This window comes from Streptomyces sp. NPDC086077 (assembly GCF_040686175.1).
Taxonomy (GTDB): domain Bacteria; phylum Actinomycetota; class Actinomycetes; order Streptomycetales; family Streptomycetaceae; genus Streptomyces.
In genome coordinates this window covers 1-2,240 of the sequence record NZ_JBFBJT010000303.1, presented here as the reverse complement: position 1 = coordinate 2,240, position 2,240 = coordinate 1, and the positions used below count along the sequence as shown (strand labels likewise).

Sequence of the window (2,240 nt, the reverse complement as noted above, 5' to 3'; positions counted from 1 at the left end):
TGCGCGTGACCGTCAGGTCAAGGCGGCGATGGCGGACTTCACGGCTGACGGTGTGGCGGATGAGTACCACGGCAAGGAGCAGCGCTGGAACCGTGCCTCGCAGGAGGTGCGGAACATCATCCAGCTGCTGAAGACGACGTTGGAGAAGAACGACGGGACGGCCCAGTCGACGTTGCAGCGGGCGAAGTCCGCGGTCGACAACATCGGCTGAGTCGGGTGTCCGGTCTCTGAGGACGGGGGTTCGTGGTGCCCGGGTGGGATCTGAAGCCGCAGGGTATTTCGAGTGTGCTGAAGACGACGGGGGAGACCGCGTCGGGTTTCGAGAAGTACGGGAAGTCGTTCGGTGAGAATCTGACGTCGGCGGCTTCGAGTGCGGGCACCATCGCCGCTGAGGGTGGCGGTGAGGGCGGCGAGAAGGCGCAGGGCGGTCTGGTCGCTCTGGCGTTGTCGCAGTACGCGGAGCGCGCCTCGAAGGATCTGCAGTTCGTGGCGGCCCGGGCGGGCAAGTCGTTGCAGGGCGTGGTGGATGCGACGACGGCCTATCTGAACGGTGATCAGGAGATGGCGGCGGAGGCGCAGCGCAGTACGTTGAAGGCGCCGAAGCTGGACATGCCGGGGGCGGGCAAGGCCTGAGCCTCCGCCGACCAGGCGGTGGGCCTGCGGGCCGCCCCGCCCGCTGGCTCTCCCCTCACCCTGCTACGGCCTGTGCGCGGTCGCCGCTCGGGCCGTAGCCGAGGACGGTCCGAAGTGTGGTGCTTCTGTGAGCGATGGACACTCCGATTGCAGAGGCAACCGGGGAGTTGATAGAGATGGCTGAGAATCATGGGGCGCATCGGGAGCGGTTCGCCCAGCGGTCCTAGGGGGAAGCGGGTTCGGTATGAAGTTCGACATGGGTGCGCAGACGCTGTCGTCGTTGATGCGTGATTCGCGGGGTTCGAGTGATGATCTCGGGACGTTGATCCGGCAGTTGGTGCAGGCGGCGCAGCCGTTGGAGGGGAAGTTCAACGGCACGGGCCGAGTGATGTTCGATCAGTTCAAGGCGCGTGCGGACGAGATCACGAGTGAGCTCAACGGTTCGCTGTCGGCGATCCTGGGTGGTCAGTCGGGTATGGAGTCGGCGTTCAGCTCGGGTGATCAGGAGCAGGGCGACAACGCGCGGCAGCAGATGGGTGCCGCGAATTTCGACGCGGCGCGTTTCCGCTAGGCCGGGGCCGGGTTGCTCCGTTTCGTCTTTCTTTCGCTTTCGTTGTTGTTCACGGGGAGTGGTGTGTGATGGCGGCTGGTTCGGATCGTCGTTCGTATGACATGGGCGCGTCGACGGACGCGCAGGGGAACATTCAGACGGTGATCGGCCGGCTGGAGGAGGTCATCGGTGCGCGTGACCGTCAGGTCAAGGCGGCGATGGCGGACTTCACGGCTGATGGTGTGGCGGATGAGTACCACGGCAAGGAGCAGCGCTGGAACCGTGCTTCGCAGGAGGTGCGGAACATCATTCAGTTGCTGAAGACGACGTTGGAGAAGAACGACGGGACGGCGCAGTCGACGTTGCAGCGGGCGAAGTCCGCGGTGGACAACATCGGTTGAGTGCTGGTTTCCAGGTACGGGGGTTTGTGGTGCCCGGGTGGGATCTGAAGCCGCAGGGTATTTCGGGTGTGCTGAAGACGACGGGGGAGACCGCGTCGGGTTTCGAGAAGTACGGGAAGTCGTTCGGTGAGAATCTGACGTCGGCGGCTTCGAGTGCGGGCACCATCGCCGCTGAGGGTGGCGGTGAGGGCGGCGAGAAGGCGCAGGGCGGTCTGGTGGCGCTGGCGTTGTCGCAGTACGCGGAGCGCGCCTCGAAGGATCTGCAGTTCGTGGCGGCCCGGGCGGGCAAGTCGTTGCAGGGCGTGGTCGACGCCACCACGGCCTATCTGAACGGTGATCAGGAGATGGCGGTGGAGGCGCAGCGTAATACGTTGAAGGCGCCGAAAGTGGATCTGCCGGGGGTGGGCAAGGCGTGATCAAGCCGGAGCAGATCCCACAGTTCACTGGTGATCTGGCGCAGTTGGAGACGGATTACGCGGCGTTGAAGACGGACGCGGGTCATGTCCGTGATGCCGGGTCGGATGTGCATGCGCGGTTCCAGGGTCTGTCGGCGTATTACCGGGCGCCGGAGGCGGAGCGGTTGTTCGCGACGACGAAGCCGGTGAAGGACCGGGCGGACGCGTTCGCGGACGATCTGGAGAAGGTGTCGGGTGCGC

General features: G+C 65.3%; 5 protein-coding genes and 1 pseudogene. All 6 read left to right on the top strand.

What is annotated here, in order from left to right; translation table 11 throughout:
* Positions 1-211, top strand: a 211-nt coding sequence (locus AB0O67_RS37210; RefSeq protein ID WP_365460507.1) for a pore-forming ESAT-6 family protein, incomplete at its 5' end; no start/stop codon positions are given.
* A 32-nt stretch (positions 212-243) separates the two neighbouring features.
* A complete protein-coding gene (locus AB0O67_RS37205) occupies positions 244-633 on the top strand; it encodes a DUF6507 family protein (RefSeq protein WP_365460504.1) in 390 nt (129 codons plus the stop codon).
* Positions 634-877: 244 nt separating this feature from the next.
* Entirely contained in the window at positions 878-1,204 is a 327-nt protein-coding gene (locus AB0O67_RS37200; RefSeq protein ID WP_365460501.1) for a hypothetical protein, read from the top strand.
* Between the two features lie 68 nt (positions 1,205-1,272).
* Positions 1,273-1,584: a pore-forming ESAT-6 family protein gene (locus AB0O67_RS37195; RefSeq protein ID WP_365460498.1), complete on the top strand. Its 312-nt coding sequence runs from the start codon at positions 1,273-1,275 to the stop codon at positions 1,582-1,584.
* 26 nt (positions 1,585-1,610) lie between these two features.
* Positions 1,611-2,000 (top strand): DUF6507 family protein, encoded by a 390-nt coding sequence (locus AB0O67_RS37190; RefSeq protein WP_365460510.1) that lies wholly within the window; start codon positions 1,611-1,613, stop codon positions 1,998-2,000.
* Positions 1,997-2,240: pseudogene (locus AB0O67_RS37185) on the top strand (hypothetical protein); the annotation flags it as partial. The gene AB0O67_RS37190 and the pseudogene AB0O67_RS37185, both read left to right, overlap by 4 nt.

Coding starts and splice junctions, on each gene's coding strand:
- AB0O67_RS37195 (WP_365460498.1), top strand. CDS start 1,273: ATGGCGGCTGGTTCGGATCGTCGTTCGTATGACATGGGCGCGTCGACG.
- AB0O67_RS37200 (WP_365460501.1), top strand. CDS start 878: ATGAAGTTCGACATGGGTGCGCAGACGCTGTCGTCGTTGATGCGTGAT.